This is a genomic window from Bradyrhizobium sp. 160 (assembly GCF_023073735.1).
Taxonomy (GTDB): Bacteria; Pseudomonadota; Alphaproteobacteria; order Rhizobiales; family Xanthobacteraceae; genus Bradyrhizobium.
Genome location: NZ_JADPKD010000034.1, coordinates 349070 through 365509, shown reverse-complemented (window position 1 = coordinate 365509; position 16440 = coordinate 349070). Strand labels below are relative to the sequence as shown.

The following is a 16440-nucleotide window of genomic DNA, read 5'->3' as shown; positions in this document are numbered from 1 at the left end:
AGGCGAAATTGCCACGGCGGACCGCCCCTGCAAACGGTTGTTTTTGGTTAGCCGGTATCCGGAAGCCGCTCAATGCCTTGCGTCGAGACGCTGGCGAGCCCGTCACGCACACGAACGCCTGATATGAGGCGGTCGGGCGCGATCTCGGCCAGCGGCACCAGCACGAAGGCGCGCTCGAACAAGCGCGGATGCGGCAGGGTCAGATCGGGCTTCTGCAAGCTGACATTGTCATAGGCAATCATATCGAGATCGAGCGTGCGCGGGCCCCAGCGCCGCTCCTTGTCCCGCGTGCGGCCGAATTTCTGCTCGATCTTCTGGAGCACGAACAGCAGTGCATGCGGATCAAGGCTGGTCTCGATCTCGATGCACGCGTTGATGAAGGGCTCCTGGTCCTCATCGCCCCAGGGCGGCGTTGCATAGTCGGACGAGCGCGCGATCAGCGCGGCTTGCGCCATGCCGCAGATATGCGCGATCGCCTTGCGGAAGGTCGCGCGGACATCGCCGACATTGCCGCCGAGTGCGATCAAGACGCTCGCCATCTTATGGATGCCGCGAGCGCGTCAGCATGATGCCGACGTCGTCGAAGATCGCGGCGATCGGCGCATGCGGCTTGTGCACGGTGATCTTCACGGCGCGGATGCGTGGGAAATGCGACAGGATGGCATCGGCCACCGCGCCGGCCGCGCGCTCCAAAAGCTTGTAGTTGGTGTTCTTGAACGCCGCCGTGGTGGTCGCCACCACTTCGGCGTAGGACACGGTATCGGCGAGCCGGTCGCTGCGCGAAGGCTCCGACAGGTCGGTATAGAGTTCGAGATCGATGACGAAGCGCTGGCCGACTTCGGTTTCGTGATCCATGACGCCGTGGCGGGCGTGGATCGACAGGCCGGTGACGAAGATCGTATCGGTCATGGCTTGCTCTCGATTGCTGCTGCTACACGCAGGGCCTGCAAGGTTTCGGCGACGTCATGGGTCCGAATGATTTTTGCGCCGCGCTGCGCGGCGATGACGTGCGCGGCGATCGAGCCGGCGAGCCGCTCTTTCGGCTCCGACGGCGACACTGCGGCGATGAAGCGCTTGCGCGAGGCGCCGACCAGGATCGGCAGGCCGAACATGTCGAGTTCGCGCAGCCACGCCAGCGCGATCATGCTCTGCTCGGCCGTCTTGCCGAAGCCGATGCCGGGATCGAGTACGATTTTGTCCCGCGCGATCCCAGCCTTGGCCGCGATATCCAGCGAGCGCAGGAAGAAGGTCTTCATGTCCGTGACGATGTCGATGGTGGGGTCGGCATTGTCGCGGTTGTGCATGATGATGACCGGAACGCCTTTAGCCGCGACCAGCGGTGCCATGGCGGCGTCGCGTTGCAGGCCCCAGACGTCGTTGACGATCGCCGCGCCCTGGTCGAGCGCGAATGCCACCACCTCCGCCTTCATGCTGTCGATCGAGACGGGCGCGCCAAGCGCCACGACGCCAGCCAGCACCGGCTTCAACCGGGCGAGCTCGCGTTCCGCTGTGACCGGCTGGGCCCCCTTGTAGGGCCGCGTGGACTCTGCGCCGATATCGATGATGTCGACGCCATCAGCGATCATCGCCCGGGCACGCACCAAAGCCTGCTCGGGCGCGATGAACGCACCTCCGTCGGAGAAGGAATCCGGGGTGACGTTGAGCACCCCCATCACCGCCGGAAGCGACCGTTCCAACAGCGTCCGCAGCACGTCGGCCCCGGCCGAGCCGGCCGGCGGGACGGATGGGGAGGGCGAGGCATTCATGCGGGTGGCTTTAGCGGTCGGGGAGGGGGAGTTCAAGACCAACCCCTCGTGTCATTGCCCGCGAAAGCGGGCAATCCGAGGCATTGCGACAATACGGAGGAGGCGCGGCGTACGGGATACACGCCTTCGCGGGGTATGACGGAGAGAGGGTGCGGCTAATACGTAATCTTCGGCGGCAGCTTCTTCGCCTTGGCGATGATCTCGCCGACCGACTTCTCGGAAGGCAGGATGCGGAGGAGCTTCTTCTTCTCGTTCGCGTCCCGCATGCTCTGCGCGAGCCTTGCCGGATTCCGATAAGCGAGCTCGCGCACCGTGGTGACGCCGGCAGCGCGGACCAGGCCGACCTTGGCCCGGCCCATGCCGGGGATGCGCATGTAGTCCGAGACGTTGGCCCATTCCAGCAGCAGCTGCTCGCTGATGCCGGTCTTGGCGGACAGCGCCTTGCGGCCTTTCACGGTGCCGGCAGCCTCGAGCAGCGCGTCGGTGGTGCGGATTCCCTGTGCCTTCAACTTGTTGGCGGCAAAGGCCGACAGGCCCTCAATCTCGGAGATGGGATATGTCATGATACTCGATGTGAAATGCGAAAGCTTCAGGCGAATTGGCTGAGGCCCGGCGTCCCCGCGATGATCTTGCCCATCTGATCGGCTCCGATTTTGTCTCGGCCGAAGCGAAAAAGTTCACGGGCGATGTTTTGAATCTCCGACATGCCGAGTCCGAGGCCCATCAGGCGTGAGCCGACGGCCATCAGGCCGCCGCCCATCAGCCGCGACAGTCCGCCGCCGCTCCTGGACGTCTCGATCGCGGCTTCCGCACCGGGAATCTGGTCGATCAGGGCCTGCACGCTGTCGGAAGGACCCTCGCTGCGGAGGAAACCCAGGATAATGCCGACAGTCTTTTCAGCGACAGCACTATCTATGCTGGCGTTTGTTGCCAGCCGCCCGATCAGCTCGTCCATATGGCCTGCCCCTCAGCCGGTTCACATGCCGGAGTATTGCTTTCGAAAATGATCTTGAGCCGGTGCGATGTGAAATACAAGCGATGAACGCGACCAACGTTTCGAACGCGCGAAAAGTGTTGCAGCGATGCAAGAGCGGAGATGGCATCAGCAAGAAAATACCGCGGTGCGAATGCACTTTTCCGACTTTCGGCTGATGTTTCCGACGATGTCGCGTGTCCGGACCACGTTGAATGGTTTCAATCGGCTTGCGACATGCGGTAAACTCCGGAACTGGTGTATTCGAGTTTCGATACGCGAAACTGCAGAGATCAGAGACCATAATGACCGCACAGGACAACAAGCTCGGCGACACCGGCGACAAGATCTTCGTCGGCAAGGGAAACGAGCAGGCATGGCTGACGCTGGCGCTCGCCAATCGCCACGGCCTCGTCACCGGTGCAACCGGAACCGGCAAGACGGTGTCGCTGCAAGTGATGGCGGAAGGATTTGCGCGCGCCGGCGTTCCGGTCTTCGCAGCCGACATCAAGGGCGACCTCTCCGGCATCTCCGAGGTCGGCGAACCAAAGGATTTCATCGTCAAGCGCGCCACCGAGATGGGGCTGACGTTCCAGCCCGACCAGTTCTCGACGGTGTTCTGGGACGTATTCGGTGAGCAGGGCCACCCCGTGCGGGCGACCGTCACCGAGATGGGACCGCTGCTGCTCGCGCGGATGCTCGACCTCAACGACGTGCAGGAAGGCGTGCTCAACGTCGCCTTCCGCGTCGCCGACGACAACGGTCTCGTCCTGATCGACATGAAGGACCTTCGCGCGCTGCTCGACGCCATCGTGCCGGATAGCGGGAAGAAGGGGGCGGACGCGGCGGCGGATCCGCTCGCCGCCATCCGCAAGGCCGCGCAGGGCTTCGGCAACGTCACCAAGGCGACCGTCGGCACCATCCAGCGCCAGCTCCTGGTGCTGGAGAACCAGGGCGGCTCCAAATTCTTCGGCGAACCGGCGCTGACGCTGAAGGACTTCATGAAGACCGACCGCGACGGGCGCGGCATGGTCAACATCCTCGTCGCCGACAAGCTGCTCCAGAGCCCGCGGCTTTATGCGACATTCCTGTTGTGGATGCTGTCGGAGCTGTTCGAGGAGCTGCCCGAGGTCGGCGACCTGCCCAAGCCGAAGCTCGTGTTCTTCTTCGACGAAGCGCATCTGTTGTTCAACGACGCGCCCAAAACGCTGATGGACAAGATCGAGCAGGTGGTGCGTCTGATCCGCTCCAAGGGCGTTGGCGTTTACTTCGTGACGCAGAACCCGGTCGACGTGCCCGATCGCGTGCTCGGGCAGTTGGGTAACCGGGTGCAGCACGCGCTGCGCGCTTTCACCCCGCGCGACCAGAAGGCGGTCGCCGCCGCAGCCCAGACCTTCCGGCCCAACCCGAAGCTCGACACCGCCAAGGTGATCATGGAGCTCGGCAAGGGCGAGGCGCTGGTGTCCTTCCTCGAGGGCAACGGCACGCCTTCGATGGTCGAGCGGGTGATGATCCGGCCGCCGTCGGCCCGGATCGGACCGATCACGTCGGAGGAGCGCAAGGCGATCATGGCTGTAAGCCCGGTCAAGGGCAAATACGACACCGCTGTCGATTCCGAGTCTGCCTACGAGATTCTTCAGAAGCGCATCGCCGGCACGGCGGCAACGGCAGATGGTTCGGCAGGTGGAAGCGGTGGCGGCATCCTCGGCCAGATCGGCTCGATCGTCGGCTCTATCTTCGGCACCAACGTCAAGCGCGGCCGTCTGTCGACCGGCCAGGTCATCGCGCGCGACGTGACGCGATCGGTGACCAACCAGGTGATCGGGGGGATGGCCGCCAATATCGGCAAGTCGGTCGGCGGCCAGCTCGGCGGCTCGATCGGCCGCACCCTGGTTCGCGGCGCGCTCGGCGGATTGTTGCGGCGCTAGAGCGTGATCCGGAAAAGTGTGAAGCGGTTTTCCGAAAAGATCATGCTCGAACAATAACCTGAAGCGCGATGACGATTCATCCCGATCTCGTCGCGCCTTAGGCAGCACGCCCGGCCATGACGCTGCAGGAGGTTTAGCGGCCATCGGGAGGCCATCACAGCGCACAAATTCCGGTGAGGGGCTCTCCAAGCATCCGCCCGTCTGCTACGTGGCTGGGAACCTCGCTCGCTTTGGGCGCGGCCGGCATCCTCATGCTGCTATCGCTGCCGTGGTTTCCCAATGTCATCCAGACCTGGGGCAATAATCTCGTTGCGACCGCCATCCTTGCCGGCAGCCTCGCATGGCACATCTGGCATCCGCCGGTTGCGGCTGGTCCCGAGGCCGCGCCAGCGCTAAAAGCGCAGACACCTTGAGACCAACAATCGGGAATACGACCATGGCCAATGCGCAGCTTCAATCCGTGCTCGACCACATCGACAAGGATTTCGATAACAGCCTGGAGCGTCTGTTCTCGTTGTTGCGGATCAAGTCGATCTCCGCGGATCCGGCCTTCGCCGCCGATTGCAAGGCCGCGGCCGAGCATCTCGCCAAGGACATCGCAAGCCTCGGTGTTGCCACTGAAGTGAGGCCGACCGCCGGACATCCCGCCATCGTCGGCAAGGCCAGGGCGGGCGGACGGCCGCACGTGCTGTTCTACGGCCATTACGATGTGCAGCCGGTCGACCCGCTCGATCTCTGGAACCGTCCGCCGTTCGAGCCCGTCGTCACCGACCATGCCGATGGTCGCAAGATCATCGTCGCGCGCGGCGCCGAGGACGACAAGGGCCAGGTCATGACCTTCGTCGAGGCCTGCCGCGCCTGGATGAAGGTGACGGGCTCGCTGCCGGTCGACATCACCTTCCTGATCGAAGGCGAGGAGGAGGTCGGCTCGAAGAATTTCGTGCCCTTCATCGAGGCCAACAAGGACGAGTTCAAAGCCGACTACGTGCTGGTCTGCGACACCGGCATGTGGGATCACAACACGCCGGCGATCACCACATCGCTGCGCGGCCTGCTCTATGAGGAGCTGAAGATCACTGCCGCCAATCGCGATCTGCATTCCGGCGTCTTCGGCGGCAGCGCGATGAACCCGATCCGGGTGCTGACGAAAATTCTGGGCAGTCTGTTCGACGACGACAACCGCATCACCATTCCCGGCTTCTATGACGGCATCAAGGACACGCCCCCTGACATCTTGGCGCAGTGGAAGAAGCTAGAATTCACACCGGACACGTTCCTCAAGCCGGTGGGCTTGTCGATCCCCGCCGGCGAGAAGGGGCGGCTGCTGATCGAGCAGGCCTCCTCGCGTCCGACCTGCGACGTCAATGGCATTTGGGGCGGCTATATCGGCGAGGGCTCCAAGACGGTGATCCCGTCGCACGCGTCGGCCAAGGTTTCGTTCCGTCTGGTCGAGGGGCAGGACCCCCAAAAGATCCGCAAGGCGTTCCGCGACTACGTGACCGCGCGCATTCCGGGCGACTGCAAGGTCGAGTTCGGCGACCATTCCGCCGCGCCCGCGGTCGCGCTCGATTGGAATATGAAACCGCTCGCCGCCGCCAAGAAAGCGCTGACCGAGGAATGGGGCAAGGAGACCGTGCTGATGGGATCGGGTGCCTCGATCCCGATCGTCGCCGATTTCAAGCGCACGCTCGGCCTCGATTCGCTGCTGGTCGGCTTCGGCCTCGACGACGACAACATCCATTCGCCGAACGAGAAGTACGATCTGCGCAGCTTCCAGAAGGGTATCCGTTCCTGGGCGAGGATCCTCGCCGCGCTGGCGGAGGTGAAGTGACCGCGTAGCGGTCATTCCGGGGCGCCTCGAAGAGGCGAACCCGGAATCTGGAGGTTGTTGCGCGAGATTCCCAGGTGCGCAATTGCGCACCTTAGTTCGCGCTTTTCGCGCGCCCCGGAATGACGGGCGTGACGAGTTACCCCAAATAAAAACGCCGCCCGGAATTGGGCGGCGTTTCATTCCAAAAGGCGTAGAGGTTCGTTGAACGCCACCCTACACCAAATCCCGAAAATCTCAAGTCCGATAGCCCGGATTGACGCGGTCGAGCTTGCGTAGCAGCGGCGGCCACACGAGGTTGGTGGCGCGCAGCTCGGCGCGGTCGCGGTTCGACAGCAGCTCGGTGTTCTTCTCGATCGCGACGTCGTCGACCGGATAGATCGGCGTACCCAGCGCGCGCGTGCGCACCTGCATCGAGCAGGCGCGCTCGAGGTGGTACATGCGCTCGAAGGCGGAAGCGACGGAGCGGCCGACCGTCAGCGTGCCGTGGTTGCGCAGGAGCATGTGGTTGTGGTCGCCGAGGTCCTTCTGCAGCCGCGGCCGCTCGTCATGGTCGAGCGCGATGCCTTCATAGTCGTGATAGGCGAGGTCGTGGGTAACGAGCTGGGCGGTCTGGTTCAGCGGCAACAGGCCTTCGGCGCTGCTCGACACCGCGGTGCCGTCGAGCGTGTGGAGATGCAGCACGCAGATCGCGTCCTCGCGCACCTCGTGGATCGCCGAATGGATGGTGAAGCCGGCGGGGTTGATGCTGTATTCGCTCTCGGAGAGCTGATTGCCATGCAGATCGACTTTGACGAGGCTCGACGCCGTGATCTCGTCGAACATCAGCCCGTAGGGATTGATGAGGAAGTGATGATCGGGGCCGGGCACGCGCGCGGAGATGTGCGTGTCGACCAGATCGTCCCAGCCGTACAACGCGACGAGGCGATAGCAGGCGGCGAGATTGACCCGTTGCTGCCACTCGGCCTCCGTCATGTTCGACGGCACTTCCTTCAGGCGCGCTTCCGCTGGCGACATGGCTGATCTCTCCGAACATCGTTGTTGCGGGGAAGGAGCCTAGTCTTGGGTGAGGCGGGCAGCAAGGCGCGGCCAGCGCGCGGCAGTTCAGCGTTGCCCGCATGAGCGAAGCGATATGCGGGCAGCTCCAAAGTGGCCCCGGATGTCGCTTCGCTCATCCAGGCTTCGCGTTGGGAGAAGATTATTATGGAGCCGGGATCGACAGCAGGCTGGAAATGCTGCGGCCGCGGATATCGTAGACGCGGGCGAACACCACGTCGTCGCGCTTGATCTCGACCATGACGGGTGCGGTGAGGCCCTTGCAGTAGAATTCGCCCAGCGTCATCGCGAAATCGGCCGCGTTGGAATCCCAGCCGATTGTGAAGTCGGGGCCGAGCGCGACCTGGGCCGGTCGCTGCGGCCCGCACACCGCGACCTTCCATTTGCGATTGCTGGGCGGCACTTCCTGGCGCTCGATCAGCTGCTCGCGCAGCTCGTCCGAGGCCTGCTTCAGCGCCAGGCCCCAATAATCGAGCATAAAGCGGTCGTCGGCGCCGCGCACGGTGCCGGCGATGTGGTTGAAGTGCGTGTATTGATAGGGATGCAGCCGGATCATCTCGGCCAGCGACAACGCAAGACCGAAGCAGAAGGTGGCGAGCACGACCGGCTGCCAGGTGCGGTGATTGGCGCGCAGGCGTTCCATAGTCCAGCCGAAGGCGACGCCGCCGAGCACCGCCATCGGCGGGATCACGAAGACGAAATGGCGGATGCCGTTGTACAGCGCGGGACGCTTCACCATCGCGATCGCGAGCGGCAGGGTCGCGGCCAGCGTCAGCATCAAGAGGATGGTCTTGCGGCGCGCGGGAACCTCGCGGCGCGGCAGCATGGCGAAGGTGCTGACGACGGCGCCGCCCATCAGCACCAGCATCACCTCGGGCAGCTGCAGCGCGAACAGCGTCGGCAGATAGGACCAGGGCATGTCGGGCACGGATACGATCGCGCCGTCGAACATCTCCTTCCACGGCTTCTCGAAGAAATGCGAGAAGTAGGTCAGCGCCTCGAAAGGATTGCCCGGCTCCATGATCGACCACGGCCAGATCAGGCCCATCACGAGATAGCCGAACGCAAGGCCAGGCAGCAGCACATAGACGACGTGGGCGAAGCGGCGGACCGCCTCGCGCAAGCCCTCGCTGCGCAATTCCTCCAGGAACAGCGGGACGAAGCCAAGCATGGCGTAGACCAGCGCGAGACCGCCGAGAACGCGGCAGCCCAACGAAAGGCCGGCACCTAGGCCGACGATCAAGACCGTGCGCGGCGAAGGCTGCGGATATTCCTCCGCGAGGCGGACGAGGCCCAGCATCAGGATGATCATGGCCACCGCGAAGGGCGCATCCTTCGGGTTCATGAACATGTGGCCGTAGAAGATCGGGCAGAGCGCGAGGAGCAAAAGTGAGGCAAGACCGGCGAGGGGCCCGCCGATGCGGCGCCCGAGCCGCCACGTCACCGCAAGCCCGATCACGCCGACGATGGCACCGACCAGACGTCGTGTCTCGAACAGTTCGAGCGGAATGATCTTGTGCAGGAGAGCGGCGATCATATCGAAGCCGCCGCCATACATGTATAGATTCGCGAACGACAGCGCTGCGGTATCCCTGAAACCGGAACCGAACATGCGCAGCAACAGATCGGCATATTCAGCGTGGGTGTAATCGTCCCAGCCGAGCCCGTAGTCGCGGAAGGTCAAGCCTGCAATGACGGCGACCGCAGCCAGCACCAGCATGGCGAGATCGTCGCAAGTCCGTTCGACCGAGCGCCGCAGAGGCGTGTCGATCGCCGAAGTCGTGATGGATGTCATGGCTATTGGTGACCCGGAATCCCCTCTGGACCCTGCTGGCGCGCGCGGGCCTGCTCCCCGGGATCCCTATAGCGCAGTTCCATTACCAAGTAATTGGGCATTATGGCTAAATTCCTAATGCGGCGCAGCAAATGCGGAAACTTGGAGTACCGGTAGCAGTAGTGAGCCGCAGCTGAAGGGAATGTGAATAAGTCTCTGATTTCCTTCCCTTTGGGAACACCGCCCACAATTGGCCGTTGGCGTGGAACACCGGATGACGGTATCGTGGCGTGACGAGCGTCGCGCGTGGATGCGCGGTCGGGGGTGAGTTCGATGATCTTGGCATTGCTGATCGTGGGGATATTCGCCGTTCTGGCGGGCCTCCTTGCGATCCTGTTCGGCTACTCCGTCAGGGAATTCAGCGTCGGCAGCACTCTCATAATCTCCGGAACCATCGGCGTCTGCACCGGAATGTTACTGGTCGGCCTGCATCTTCTGCTCCTTGAGCTGAGGCGCATCGCCCGCCGGTTGGCCGCCGGATCAGCCGCATCGTCCGAGGTTCGGGTCAGGCCCGTGCTGCCGGGTCTCGCAATGCCGGGTGCGCCTGCGCCCGAGCCGGCGCTTGCCTCGCCTGCGAAGACCGAGCCGGAGCCACCACCAGCCGCAGGCCCTCCGCCGTGGCAGAGCGAAGCCGCCCTGCGCGAGCGTCCAGGCGCCGAGGCGCCCGAGCCACCAACGCCTCCTGCGGCTCCGGAAGCGCCGCGCCGCCGCAACCTGTTGTTCGCCTCGACCTCGCGCAAGGAGCGTGAGCGCGCGGAGGCAAAGCCCACGGAGGGCCGGCAACCGTCTCATGAAGAGCCCGCAGCCCCGGACGGTCCGCCTGCCAGTTTCGAGGATGCCTGGCCGAAGCCGGAACGCATGCGCCCGCCGGAGCCGCCGGTCACCGCGCGCCGCCCGCCGCCGCGCTCGCCCTCGATCTTTGCGGAAGCCGCTCCCCCGCCCCCTGCACCTGAGCCGGCGCCTTCACCTGAGCCGGCGGCTGCGGCCGAGCAGACGCCCGTGACCGTGCTCAAATCCGGCGTCGTCGATGGCATGGCCTATTCGCTCTATTCCGACGGTTCGATCGAAGCGCAGATGCCGGAGGGCATGATGCGCTTTGCCTCCATCGACGAGCTCCGCGCGCATCTCGACCAGCGGGGCTGAGGCCGCTGTTTGAAAGTAAAGCGCCGCCGTTCACCAGTAATCAGCCCGTCGTCGTCAGTCGTTGTGGTTCAGCCGAACGTATTGTTGACACGGAATACTCTGACGTCGTCAATCCCGTGAGACGCAAGGTGGAGAAGGGGTGGGCGTATGTCGGATGCTGGGAATAAGAATTTCATCGAGCTGACCGCGAGCATCGTGTCGGCCTATCTCAGCAACAATCCGACGGCGGCGGCCGAGATCCCGAACCTGATCAGCCAGGTGCATGGCGCCTTGGTGCGGGTCTCGTCAGGCCGCACCGAGACCGCGCCGCTCGAGCCGGCCAAGCCGGCGGTGTCGCTGAAGAAGTCGATCGCGCCGGATTATCTGGTGTGCCTGGAAGATGGCAAGCGCTTCAAGTCGCTGAAGCGCCATCTGCGCACCCAGTACAACATGACTCCGGAACAATATCGCGAGAAATGGGGCCTGCCGGCCGACTATCCCATGGTCGCGCCGAACTATGCGGTGGCCCGCTCGCAGCTGGCGAAACAGATGGGGCTGGGACAGCAGCAGCGGAAACGGAAGTAAAATTCTTACGAAGCTTCCGCGAGCGCCTCTTTGGCGTCGGTCTTGATGCGCTCGACCATCGAGCGCAGTCCGTTGGACCGCTGCGGCGTCAGATGATCGCGAAAGCCGAACTCGTTGAACACCGCAATCGCATCGGTATCCAGGATCTCCTGCGGTGTCCGGCCTGAATAGAGCGCGAGCACGATCGCGACCAGACCACGCACGATATGCGCGTCACTGTCGCCGCGATATTTCAGGACCGGCGCGCCATTGCTGCGCTCTACCAGCTTCTGGAGCCAGACCTGGCTGACGCAGCCTTGCACCTTGTTCTCGGCAGAGTGCTCCGCCTCCGGCATCGGTTCCAGGGTGCGGCCGAGCTCGATGACGTACCGGTAGCGGTCGTCCCACTCGTCGAGAAGCTCGAAATTGTCCCTGATTTCGTCGATCGTCGTCATGCTGGCCCATGGTTCCCGTTCAGGCCAATATAGGGACGCGAAGCCCTGAAATCGATAGGGTTTGGGCGCTAATTGACGGTGCAGGCCTAATTCGCCGTGGCAGGTCCGCGCCATTCCAGCGCGAGGTCGTCCTGGGTCAGGGTGTCGTGCGGCGCCTCGCTCGCAGCAATGTCGCCTTCGCCGGCCAGCGCGATCGAGCCGGTGTGGTCGGGCGTCTTCTTGTCGGTCTTGTCGTTCTTCTCGTTGGTGTTCTGCTCTTTCTTGTCGTTGATGATCTGGTAGATCTTGCGCGCGCCGTCCTGGGCGCGCTGGCCGATGATGGTTGCGGCCTGTCCGCCGACCTCGCAGGCCGCCGGCTGACGCTTGCAGAACTGGGTCACGTCGGAGACCGCCGCGGTCGCAGCCTGCACGGCGTCGGCGGCGCCGATCTGCGGCAGCTTCTCCGATTCGGGCGTCTTGTCCCGCGGCAGGAGCACCAGCACCAGCCCGAGCCAGAATGTGATGCGGAGCAGAAAGCGCATCTTGCGACCTGTACGTTCGATCCTGCCGCGGCGATTTCCGCGGATATCGGACCTAGCAACGCTCGATAAATCGCAAGTGATTGCCTTGAGCTTAATTCGCGAAAAAATTGCGCAAAAATCTTCGCGGGATCGACCATCTCGTAAATTTTCAATTGACGCCCGCGCCCATGGTTCTGCTGGCCCCCCGCATCCACCAATTCGAAACCATGCCGAGGGATGTGAAACCCCGTGTTCACCATCCGCAGCGAAGACGCCGCCAAATCATCTAAAAAGCCGCGCGATGACGCGGTGTCCGGCCGCATGCCACGCCGCCTTAGCACTCGTTTAAGGTCGCTCTGACACGGTGGCTCAACGACAAGGAGGCGTTCCGGCACGTCTTCTCAGACGATTGAGCCGAAGCGCGAGACCCGTGACAGTTTTGAGTACCATCCGCGATTGTCTCGATGCACTGCTGCATCCCTCCGCGCGTTACGATGCGCTGACGCGAGCGCGCCATCGTGCCTTCATGGCGCCGCGGCTGCTCGGCAGCCTGGCCGCCTTCGCCGCATTCCCGATCTATCTCTTTCTGCGCGGCGCGCCGAGCGCGATCGAGGTCACCGCCTTTGCCTGGCTGATCGCGCCGATCCTGTTGTCCTGGTTCCTGTCGCGCACCGGCCGCTATGAGGGCGCACACGTGCTCTCGTCGCTGGCGCTTGCCAGCCTGATCATGGCGGTGGCGGCCACCACCGGCGGCATCGAATCTTTCGCCGCGATCTGGCTGGTCGTGATTCCGCTCGAAGCCGCGCTGTCGGCCTCGCGCCGCGTTGTGGCCTTCGCATCGCTGCTCGCGCTGTCCTGTGCCGGGATCCTGATCCTCGTCAGCCAGTTCGGCTGGCTGCCGGTCGAGGAGCCGGGCGCTGCGGCGCGCGGCGTGCTAATGGCGCTCGGCGTCGCCTCGGCGACACTCTATGCCGCCGGCCTCGCCTTCGGCGCGGAATCGCTCGCGCGCACCAGCGTTGCGCTGCTATCGCGCGAGGAAGAGCGCTATCGTCTGCTCGCGCGCAACATGAGCGACGTCATCTCGCGGCACCAGCGCAACGGCGCGGTCGAGTTCATCTCGCCGGCGGTGGAGGCCATGCTCGGCATGCCCGTCACGCAACTGCTCGGCCACGGCCTGTTCGACCGCGTACACGTCGCCGACCGTCCGGCCTATCTCACTGCGTTATCGGATGCGGCGCGCGGTGACGTGTGCAGCGTCGAGTTCCGGTTGCGGCGGGAGCCTGCTGGCTCCGAGCGCGGCCAGACCGACTTCATTTGGGTCGAGATGCGCTGCCGCCCGCTCGAACAGGACAGGGCTCATGACGTCACGGGCAAGGCCGAAGTCGTTACCGTGATGCGCGACGTCACCGATCGCAAGCTTTCCCAGCAGGCGCTAGATCAGGCCCGCAGCGCCGCCGAGGCGGCCGATGCTGCCAAGACGCGCTTTCTCGCCACCATGAGCCACGAATTACGCACGCCGCTCAACGCCATCATCGGCTTCTCCGAGATGATCGCGCAGGAGCAGACCTTGATGCTGGGTGCGGCCCAGCGCAAGGAATACGCCCAGCTCATCAACGATTCCGGCCAGCATCTGCTGTCGCTCGTCAATGGCATCCTGGACATGTCCAAGATGGAATCGGGCAATTTCGAGATTGCGTCGGAGCCGTTCGCGCCGCGCGCAGCGCTGCTGCATTGCTGCAATTTGCTGGCGCTGAAGGCGCGGGAGAACGGCATCGACCTCATCACCGATGCGCCGCAGGATCTGCCCGTCATGACCGGTGATCCCAGGGCCTTCAAGCAGATCGTGCTCAACCTCGTCGCCAATGCCATCAAGTTCACCGAGCGCGGCGGTCAGGTCACCGTGACGGCGGAAGTGTCGGGCGCGCAGCTTGCGCTGCGCATCAGTGACACCGGCGTCGGCATTGCGCCCGACGATCTCAAGCGCATCGGCGCACCGTTCTTCCAGGCCGGCAAGACCTATCAGCGCCGCCACGAAGGCACTGGCCTCGGACTTTCGATCGTGAAGAGCCTCATAGCGTTGCATCTCGGTGAATTGACGGTACAAAGCAGGTTAGGCGAGGGCACCACCGTCACCGTCAAGCTGCCGCTCGTCTACACGCCGCCGCAGGTCAAGCCGGCGGAGAGCAAGATCGCGACGCTGACGCCGGTGTTGCGCCAGGAACCCCACGACCAACTTCACGAAGAATCTCACGACCAACCTGCGCTGGTGAAGAAAAGTGCCTAAGAAGTCTGCAAAGGACGAAGCTGCTCCGCGCCGTCGTGGTGCCAAGGCCGCGGTCATCGATGTCGAGACCGAGCGCAACCTCGTCATGCGCGTGCTGCTGCACAGCCCCAAGGATACGCTGGCCGGCCTCGTCGCCGCCGCCGCGATCGGTGCGATCGTCGCCAATGCGCTGTTCCTCCAGACCGGCCGGCACCCCGCGCCGATGTTCGGCACGGTGATCAATCTTCCCGCGCCGTCGTCCGTGTCACTGTCGAACCCCTTGCCGCGTCCGCGCCCCGTTGGCGCCGACACTTCGCCGCTCGAGCCGCGCGCGACGGAGTTTCGCACCGAGCCCAAACCTGTCGAGCGCGTCGCCGAGAAGGCTCCCGAAAAGCCCGTCGAGGCGACCGCCTCGACGCGCTCGAACGATCCGATGACCAATCTGGTCAAGGCCACGACTTCGACGTCGCCCTCGGTCGTGCGCCCGCCGGCGCCGATCCCGGTGCAGAGCCCGGCCGCGCGACGTATCGCCGGCGTGCAGCGCGCGCTGTCCGAATATGGCTACGGCAATCTGAAGATCACGGGCACGATGAGCGGCGAGACCCAGTCCGCGATCCAGAAATTCGAGCGCGAGCACAAGATGCAGGTCACCGGTCAGGTGTCGGACCGGCTGCTGCGTGAGCTCGCGGCCGCGATCGGCCATCCCGTCGAATAGTCTTGGCGCCTGCACGGAGGCTGGTGCTGCTTGCAGCGCTGGCTTATCGTTCGACTCATGCGTTTGAAATCCAACATATGGGTGGCCGCCTATTTGCGTCGCTGCCAAACCGAGGGCGTATTCGGCGCGGTGCGTCGCCGCGGCGCCGAGGAGGCGGGCGCGGTGTTCGTGAAAGTATCGCTGCTCGACGGCCATGCGATGCTGTACGCCCCGGCGCCGCAGACCGTCTATGACGACGGCCGCCCCGTCGACCGCTTCTTCGTGCCGGTCGCGCCGCAGCCTTTGCCGGAACACACCATCGAGGAACGGCTGACCAAGGAAATTCGCTTCGATCCGGACGCCTGGATCGTCGAGACCGAGGACCGCGCGGGCCGGCATTTTCTGGAGCTGGCGCGGACCTGATCAGCGATCGGACGATCCGCCGGTGCGGGTGCGCACCGTCGGGCTCGTGCCCGGCTGCACGCCGGGCCGCGTCTGGCTTGCGCCTGTACGTGCGCGCTGGCGCTCGCCGTCATGCAGCGAGGACTGGTACTTTGCGCGGGTGACGGCGAGCGTCGAGCCGCGCCAGGCCGCCAGCATCACCAGCGCCGAGCGTTCGCCGAGCCGGTCATAGAGCCGCGACAGCCGGTACACGTCGTTCACGGAGGTCCCGATCTCCGGCTTGAAGAACAAGAGGATGCGCTGGAAGACCGGGCTCGGCATGTCGAGTGCGCGCGCGGCGACCGCGAGCGCTTCGCCGCCGGCATCATCGACGATCTGGGCCGCGACGCGCGAGGGCAGGATCAGGCTGTCGCCGAGCTCGAGGGTGAAGTTCTCGATGTCACCCGCGATCGCCGCCATCTCCAGGATCTGGATCGCGCGCTTGGCGCGCACGGTCGGAATCCGCGGCGCCGCCTTGAGCGGGGTCTGCGCCAGATTGTGCAGGATCAGCGCGCGCTCGGAGGCGCCGGCGCCGAAGAACATGTCGTGGATCTCGGCGGCATCCTTCGGCTGCATCGCCATGTTCGAGGCCAAGCGCTGCTCGGCCTCGGTGGGCGTGCGGACCGGGGCGGGTGCCGGCGGCGGCGTCGCAATCTCTCGCGCCAGCGGAACCCTGCGGCCTTCCTGGGCGGCGACCAGTCCGAGCTTCTGGAGGATCGGGACCGGCGTCGATGGATAGACCGCGAGCCGCGCCTTGACGGCGGCGCGCGTCGCCTCGTCGACCTGGTCGATCAAACGTGTGGCGAGCTCGACGAATTGCCGCTGTTCGTCATCGCTGTGGACGCGTGTCTGGACATAGAGGTCGGTCAGCACGCGCAGCAGCGTCGGACGGATGTCGACGCCTTCGCGACGGGAGAGGGTCATCAGCCCGTCGAATCCGGGAAACAGCGACTTGGTCATTGAGGCGTACGCAACTCGGGAGAGACACTTGTCACGAGCCTATCGCAGGTCTTTTA

The 16440-nt window shown here is 64.5% G+C and carries 17 protein-coding genes and 1 pseudogene; 8 read left to right on the top strand and 10 right to left on the bottom strand.

What is annotated here, in order from left to right:
• Nucleotides 1-47: 47 nt before the first annotated feature.
• From folK to IVA98_RS15555, 5 genes are all read right to left on the bottom strand, one after another.
• On the bottom strand, nt 48-539 hold the full coding sequence (folK, locus tag IVA98_RS15575; RefSeq protein ID WP_247301283.1) for a 2-amino-4-hydroxy-6-hydroxymethyldihydropteridine diphosphokinase: 492 nt from the start codon (nt 537-539) through the stop codon (nt 48-50).
• A 1-nt stretch (nt 540) separates the two neighbouring features.
• Complete coding sequence (folB, locus tag IVA98_RS15570) at nt 541-909, bottom strand: dihydroneopterin aldolase (RefSeq protein ID WP_008553485.1); 369 nt, start codon at nt 907-909, stop codon at nt 541-543.
• A complete protein-coding gene (gene folP / locus IVA98_RS15565) occupies nt 906-1766 on the bottom strand; it encodes a dihydropteroate synthase (protein ID WP_247355190.1) in 861 nt (286 codons plus the stop codon). The genes folB and folP overlap by 4 nt, the downstream gene beginning before the upstream one ends.
• Before the next feature lie 155 nt (nt 1767-1921).
• A complete protein-coding gene (locus tag IVA98_RS15560) occupies nt 1922-2329 on the bottom strand; it encodes a DUF4332 domain-containing protein (RefSeq protein ID WP_247276652.1) in 408 nt (135 codons plus the stop codon).
• Nucleotides 2330-2355: 26 nt separating this feature from the next.
• Nucleotides 2356-2721, bottom strand: coding sequence for a DUF2267 domain-containing protein (locus tag IVA98_RS15555; protein WP_247301282.1), 366 nt, complete (start codon nt 2719-2721; stop codon nt 2356-2358).
• A 323-nt stretch (nt 2722-3044) separates the two neighbouring features.
• Here IVA98_RS15555 and IVA98_RS15550 point away from each other — a divergent pair, with 323 nt between their 5' ends.
• From IVA98_RS15550 to IVA98_RS15540, 3 genes and pseudogenes are all read left to right on the top strand, one after another.
• Nucleotides 3045-4667 carry a helicase HerA-like domain-containing protein gene (locus IVA98_RS15550; RefSeq protein ID WP_247301281.1) on the top strand — a complete coding sequence of 541 codons (1623 nt, stop codon included), beginning with the start codon at nt 3045-3047 and terminating at the stop codon, nt 4665-4667.
• Nucleotides 4668-4879: 212 nt separating this feature from the next.
• Nucleotides 4880-5080, top strand: a pseudogene (locus IVA98_RS15545) (hypothetical protein); the annotation flags it as partial.
• Nucleotides 5081-5103: 23 nt separating this feature from the next.
• Nucleotides 5104-6498 (top strand): M20/M25/M40 family metallo-hydrolase, encoded by a 1395-nt coding sequence (locus IVA98_RS15540; RefSeq protein WP_247301280.1) that lies wholly within the window; start codon nt 5104-5106, stop codon nt 6496-6498.
• Between the two features lie 234 nt (nt 6499-6732).
• On the opposite strand, the gene IVA98_RS15535 is transcribed toward IVA98_RS15540, so the two are convergent.
• Together IVA98_RS15535 and IVA98_RS15530 are read right to left on the bottom strand one after the other, a co-directional pair.
• Nucleotides 6733-7512 (bottom strand): class II aldolase/adducin family protein, encoded by a 780-nt coding sequence (locus IVA98_RS15535; RefSeq protein WP_247333454.1) that lies wholly within the window; start codon nt 7510-7512, stop codon nt 6733-6735.
• A 184-nt stretch (nt 7513-7696) separates the two neighbouring features.
• Nucleotides 7697-9346, bottom strand: coding sequence for an ArnT family glycosyltransferase (locus IVA98_RS15530; RefSeq protein ID WP_247301278.1), 1650 nt, complete (start codon nt 9344-9346; stop codon nt 7697-7699).
• Between the two features lie 312 nt (nt 9347-9658).
• Here IVA98_RS15530 and IVA98_RS15525 point away from each other — a divergent pair, with 312 nt between their 5' ends.
• Together IVA98_RS15525 and IVA98_RS15520 are read left to right on the top strand one after the other, a co-directional pair.
• The gene (locus IVA98_RS15525) at nt 9659-10528 is read left to right on the top strand and encodes a DUF308 domain-containing protein (protein WP_247301277.1); all 870 of its coding nucleotides are present in this window, start codon (nt 9659-9661) and stop codon (nt 10526-10528) included.
• Nucleotides 10529-10675: 147 nt separating this feature from the next.
• A complete protein-coding gene (locus tag IVA98_RS15520) occupies nt 10676-11092 on the top strand; it encodes a Ros/MucR family transcriptional regulator (protein ID WP_247301276.1) in 417 nt (138 codons plus the stop codon).
• Between the two features lie 5 nt (nt 11093-11097).
• Here the strand turns inward: IVA98_RS15520 and IVA98_RS15515 are convergent, their stop codons facing one another.
• A complete protein-coding gene (locus tag IVA98_RS15515) occupies nt 11098-11526 on the bottom strand; it encodes a SufE family protein (protein WP_247301275.1) in 429 nt (142 codons plus the stop codon).
• Between the two features lie 86 nt (nt 11527-11612).
• Nucleotides 11613-12047, bottom strand: coding sequence for a DUF5330 domain-containing protein (locus IVA98_RS15510; RefSeq protein ID WP_247301274.1), 435 nt, complete (start codon nt 12045-12047; stop codon nt 11613-11615).
• Nucleotides 12048-12456: 409 nt separating this feature from the next.
• On the opposite strand from IVA98_RS15510, the gene IVA98_RS15505 reads away from it, so the two are divergent.
• Genes IVA98_RS15505 through IVA98_RS15495 form a run of 3 tightly spaced genes read left to right on the top strand, consistent with a single transcriptional unit; the run spans nt 12457 to nt 15406 of the window.
• Nucleotides 12457-14310 (top strand): sensor histidine kinase, encoded by a 1854-nt coding sequence (locus IVA98_RS15505; protein ID WP_247301273.1) that lies wholly within the window; start codon nt 12457-12459, stop codon nt 14308-14310.
• A complete protein-coding gene (locus tag IVA98_RS15500) occupies nt 14303-15004 on the top strand; it encodes a peptidoglycan-binding domain-containing protein (RefSeq protein WP_247301272.1) in 702 nt (233 codons plus the stop codon). Before IVA98_RS15505 ends, IVA98_RS15500 begins: the two co-directional genes overlap by 8 nt.
• Before the next feature lie 57 nt (nt 15005-15061).
• Nucleotides 15062-15406, top strand: a complete 345-nt coding sequence (locus tag IVA98_RS15495) for a DUF1491 family protein (protein ID WP_247301408.1) — start codon at nt 15062-15064, stop codon at nt 15404-15406.
• On the opposite strand, the gene IVA98_RS15490 is transcribed toward IVA98_RS15495, so the two are convergent.
• On the bottom strand, nt 15407-16384 hold the full coding sequence (locus IVA98_RS15490) for a DUF2336 domain-containing protein (RefSeq protein ID WP_247301271.1): 978 nt from the start codon (nt 16382-16384) through the stop codon (nt 15407-15409).
• Nucleotides 16385-16440: the final 56 nt, after the last annotated feature.

What these genes read in the sequence shown, in the direction of transcription:
- folP (WP_247355190.1), bottom strand. Translation starts at nt 1,766, where the DNA reads ATGAATGCCTCGCCCTCCCCATCCGTCCCGCCGGCCGGCTCGGCCGGG.
- folK (WP_247301283.1), bottom strand. Translation starts at nt 539, where the DNA reads ATGGCGAGCGTCTTGATCGCACTCGGCGGCAATGTCGGCGATGTCCGC.
- IVA98_RS15530 (WP_247301278.1), bottom strand. Translation starts at nt 9,346, where the DNA reads ATGACATCCATCACGACTTCGGCGATCGACACGCCTCTGCGGCGCTCG.
- IVA98_RS15560 (WP_247276652.1), bottom strand. Translation starts at nt 2,329, where the DNA reads ATGACATATCCCATCTCCGAGATTGAGGGCCTGTCGGCCTTTGCCGCC.
- IVA98_RS15520 (WP_247301276.1), top strand. Translation starts at nt 10,676, where the DNA reads ATGTCGGATGCTGGGAATAAGAATTTCATCGAGCTGACCGCGAGCATC.
- IVA98_RS15490 (WP_247301271.1), bottom strand. Translation starts at nt 16,384, where the DNA reads ATGACCAAGTCGCTGTTTCCCGGATTCGACGGGCTGATGACCCTCTCC.
- IVA98_RS15510 (WP_247301274.1), bottom strand. Translation starts at nt 12,047, where the DNA reads ATGCGCTTTCTGCTCCGCATCACATTCTGGCTCGGGCTGGTGCTGGTG.
- folB (WP_008553485.1), bottom strand. Translation starts at nt 909, where the DNA reads ATGACCGATACGATCTTCGTCACCGGCCTGTCGATCCACGCCCGCCAC.
- IVA98_RS15495 (WP_247301408.1), top strand. Translation starts at nt 15,062, where the DNA reads ATGCGTTTGAAATCCAACATATGGGTGGCCGCCTATTTGCGTCGCTGC.
- IVA98_RS15525 (WP_247301277.1), top strand. Translation starts at nt 9,659, where the DNA reads ATGATCTTGGCATTGCTGATCGTGGGGATATTCGCCGTTCTGGCGGGC.
- IVA98_RS15550 (WP_247301281.1), top strand. Translation starts at nt 3,045, where the DNA reads ATGACCGCACAGGACAACAAGCTCGGCGACACCGGCGACAAGATCTTC.
- IVA98_RS15555 (WP_247301282.1), bottom strand. Translation starts at nt 2,721, where the DNA reads ATGGACGAGCTGATCGGGCGGCTGGCAACAAACGCCAGCATAGATAGT.
- IVA98_RS15515 (WP_247301275.1), bottom strand. Translation starts at nt 11,526, where the DNA reads ATGACGACGATCGACGAAATCAGGGACAATTTCGAGCTTCTCGACGAG.
- IVA98_RS15535 (WP_247333454.1), bottom strand. Translation starts at nt 7,512, where the DNA reads ATGTCGCCAGCGGAAGCGCGCCTGAAGGAAGTGCCGTCGAACATGACG.
- IVA98_RS15540 (WP_247301280.1), top strand. Translation starts at nt 5,104, where the DNA reads ATGGCCAATGCGCAGCTTCAATCCGTGCTCGACCACATCGACAAGGAT.